This window comes from Sulfitobacter sp. HI0129 (genome assembly GCF_001635395.1).
Classification (GTDB): domain Bacteria; phylum Pseudomonadota; class Alphaproteobacteria; order Rhodobacterales; family Rhodobacteraceae; genus Sulfitobacter.
In genome coordinates this window covers 1-3,396 of sequence record NZ_LWGH01000511.1, presented here as the reverse complement: position 1 = coordinate 3,396, position 3,396 = coordinate 1, and the positions used below count along the sequence as shown (strand labels likewise).

The 3,396-nt window shown below is 64.8% G+C and carries 3 protein-coding genes and 1 pseudogene; 2 read left to right on the top strand and 2 right to left on the bottom strand.

The window, feature by feature from the left end; all coding sequences use genetic code 11:
- Window positions 1-995 (top strand): annotated as a pseudogene (locus tag A3764_RS13995) (cytochrome ubiquinol oxidase subunit I); the annotation flags it as partial.
- Window positions 992-1,315 carry a hypothetical protein gene (locus tag A3764_RS13990; RefSeq protein WP_067920968.1) on the top strand — a complete coding sequence of 108 codons (324 nt, stop codon included), beginning with the start codon at window positions 992-994 and terminating at the stop codon, window positions 1,313-1,315. The pseudogene A3764_RS13995 and the gene A3764_RS13990, both read left to right, overlap by 4 nt.
- Before the next feature lie 127 nt (window positions 1,316-1,442).
- Here the strand turns inward: A3764_RS13990 and A3764_RS13985 are convergent, their stop codons facing one another.
- The gene (locus tag A3764_RS13985; protein WP_067924432.1) at window positions 1,443-2,567 is read right to left on the bottom strand and encodes a ParB/RepB/Spo0J family partition protein; all 1,125 of its coding nucleotides are present in this window, start codon (window positions 2,565-2,567) and stop codon (window positions 1,443-1,445) included.
- A gap of 3 nt (window positions 2,568-2,570) precedes the next feature.
- The coding region (locus A3764_RS13980; RefSeq protein WP_150122186.1) for a ParA family protein at window positions 2,571-3,396 on the bottom strand (826 nt) is incomplete at its 5' end.

The window sequence follows — 3,396 nt, the reverse complement described above, 5'->3', positions numbered from 1 at the left end:
TCCGTGGCCCCCGCAACCCGTGGAAGGCCGGGACGCTGGAGTGGGCCACCATGTCCCCCCCCCCCGCCTACAACTTCGCCAGCCTGCCCCATGTGGAGAGCCGCGAGCCCTATGCGCAAGACCCTGAACTGGCCAACAGGCTCGCAATGGGCGAAGGCTACCTTGGCCAGCCCCGGCACGATTGGCGCGAAACGATGACGGTGGACATCGCCAGCGGGCGGCCGGATCAACTGGTGATCTATCCCGGGAACACCCGCCTGCCGATCGTCATGGCCGGGGTGACGGGGCTTGCCTTCCTGTCCATGCTGCTCAAGCTCTACTGGCTGGTGCCCGTGGGGATGCTGGGCGTTCTGGCGCTGGCACTGCACTGGGTCTGGCAACTGGGCCGAAAGCAGGACCTCGGCCCGCAGACTGTGGGGCATGACACGTCCCTGCCCCCCACGTTCGAGACGTCACGCCCCCCCGGCTGGTGGGGTTCGGTCTTTTTGCTGACGGCGAACGGCACCTTTTTCGGCTCGCTCCTCTTCGGCTACGCGTTCCTCTGGACCGTCGCGCCGGGCTGGCCCCCGTCGGAATGGTTCAGCCCGTCGGTCAATGAACTGGGCGCGGGCATCGGGGCCGTCGTCATCGGCGCTGTCCTGCAACGGCTGGCCGCGCGCCGGATGGCCCGGCATGGCCGCGCGTGGCTGACGCTTGCCCTGGCCCTTGGGGCCACCCTGGCCCTGATGGTCGTTCTGGTGATCCTGCTCACCCGCCTGCCCGATCCCACAGGCCATGCCTATGCCGCGACGCTGCTGGTGCTGGCCGGGTACACGCTGCTGCATGCGGGGTTGGTCGCGGTGATGCAGGGCTTTTTGATCGCCCGTGCATGGCGCGGCTATCTGTCGTCCCGGCGTAGGGCGGAGGTGCATATCGTGGCGCTCTGGTCCGATTACCTTGCCGTGGTCGCCACGCTGGCATTGCTGGCGATCCATTTGCCGGGGTTGATTGCATGAAGGATCTGCTGCGCATTCTGCTTCCACCGCTGCTTTGGCTTGCCGGTTTCAGCGCGCTCTATGGCCTGCACGGCATCGGTTGCGCTGCGGGCTGGGCAGAAGATGGGACCTATCTCTCCCCCCAGCGGCTGGCCTTGCTGTCAGCCTGGGGCGGGGTGATTGCGGCGCAGGGTCTGGTGCTGCTGGCACTGCGTAGTTCCCGCTTCGCCTCCCCCTCCCCCTTCGTCTATCGGGTGAGCCTGATCAGCGGCTGGGTCGGGCTTTTTGCGGCAATCTGGTCGCTGCAACCGGTCGCCACGATGTCGACCTGCGCATTTTAACGGAAAATCAGAGGACTTTTGGGTAAGCGATTGATAAACAATCCGTTTTCCCGATCGACCGGCCTTGAGAGCGCATCTGTGCACATCGGGGGCCGGGTTGGGGTTCCCCGCGGGGAACCCCCTGCCCTCACTCCTCGTCGAGGGCTTTCAACAGGGCTTCGATACCCGTCTGAAGCCGCGCACGCGACACGGCAGAGAAGTCACGCGGCAGGCGCAGTTCGATCCGCCCGTCGGAGGCGAGCACCCGCGCCTCGCCTTCGGGGCGCGACAGCCGCATGGAGGTTTTCGCCGTAGCCTTCGGCACCGAACGCTGCGGCTTCGCGGGCTTGGCCGCCACTGCCGCGCGCAGGACCTTCACCTCTTCCTCCGGGTTCCCCGCGGGGAATCTTGCGAGCGTCTTGCGCAGTTCGGCAACCCGTTCAGGCGCGCCCTCCAGCACCTTGGCAAGCTCCAACCCCAGCGCGCGGGGTATCGCCTCCGGGTGGTTGAGGCTTCCGTCCAGCATATCCAGCAGACGGACAAACTGGCGAATGTAGCTGCGCTTCTGCTTCAGCGCGGAGGCATAGAGCTCCCGCACGGCGGCATCGGTATCCACCCCGGAATCGCGGGCATAGGAAAGGGCGAGGGTCGCCATCTCTCCGAAGCTGATGTCTTTGCGGACGAGGTTCTCATCCACCATCTTGCGGTACAGGCCGACGAGCGGTTCCCCGCGGGGAACCAGCGTCGCGGGGATACGCTCGAACCGCTTGTCGCCGGTTTCCTGTGCCAACTCGCGAAAGGCGGTGAGGCGGCGGAAGCCCTGGATCAATTCGTAACCATCATCCGTCTGCTCGACGCGAATCGGGTTGGACAGGCCGATGGACTGGATCGAGGCCTTGAGTTCGCCCAGATCCGGGTCCGCGCCCCCTGCCCTGTCGCGGGTCAGTTTCTTCATCGCGATGGCGCCCGTGTCGATCAGATCGGTGATCAACCCGAGTTTCTTCAGCCGCACATGCTCATGCGCGAGCATGTCATTCTCCGCCCGGATCGCCGCTTCGGCCTGCGCGCGAGACTGGTTCGCCTCAGCCGTTTCGTGAATGGCGCTGGCCATCGGGCCCCGGCGCGGGGTGTCGGGAATGGGCCCCATGTTCTGCAGGGGGTGGCCCTGGACATTGTAGAAAGACTTCGTCTCCAACCCCTGTGGGGCGGCGGGGGCCTCTTCGTCCTCATCAGGGACGAAATCGATATCGAACACGCTACGCTTCTTGACCATTCATCAATCCTCCAGCTTGCTCCACGCGCCGGTTAGGGTCGCACGGAATTCATCATAGGCTCTGTCGAACGACACGCGCGCACGTCGCCAGGTTTCGCGGGTCATTTGCCGGTAATCCATCTCGTAGATCGAAGAGAGGAAGCGGCCCGACTGCTCCACCGCGCGTGTCATTTCGATCGGGTGGTCTGCAACATGTGACTTGAAAACCTGACCGAATGCCTTCTGCATCGCACGGTGCAGGTCGTTGCTCGGCTCGAACCGGGTGAGCAGGAAGCGAATGTCGGCGAATACCTTGTCGGCAGAGGCCCCATCCGGCAGGCGCCCGCTGAACCGGCCCAGATCCTCCAGCGCTTCGGAAAGCTGGCCGATGAAGCTGGTGGTGCTGTCATATTCCCAATAGCCGGGCCCGGACGGGATATAGAGCACATCCGCCGCGAAAACCGCGTTCATTGACTGGTAGCCGATGGCGGGCGGGCAATCGAAAATCACGAGGTCGAAGGCATCCGGCGGGATCGCGTCGAGGTACCTCTGGATCGCGGCGAAGAAGGACCATTCCGGGTTCATGTGCCGGTACTGGGCGGAGGCGAATTCGACGAAAGCCGCGTTGGCACAGGAGGGGATGAGATCGATCGTGGGCCAGCAGGTCGGCTTGATGAAATCGGTGATGCGCAGGCCGTTCAGACCCATGCCCGTGACGGAGGGCGGCAGCTTGCGCTGGGGCAGGGCGGTGCCGCTTTCCGCGCCGGCGGAGGTGGCGTTCATCCGTTCGGTTTCGCGAATGAGATCGCGCGCCATGATGCCCCAGACAGTGTATTCCTCCGGCACGTCG

What these genes read in the sequence shown, in the direction of transcription:
- A3764_RS13990 (WP_067920968.1), top strand. Translation starts at nt 992, where the DNA reads ATGAAGGATCTGCTGCGCATTCTGCTTCCACCGCTGCTTTGGCTTGCC.
- A3764_RS13985 (WP_067924432.1), bottom strand. Translation starts at nt 2,567, where the DNA reads ATGGTCAAGAAGCGTAGCGTGTTCGATATCGATTTCGTCCCTGATGAG.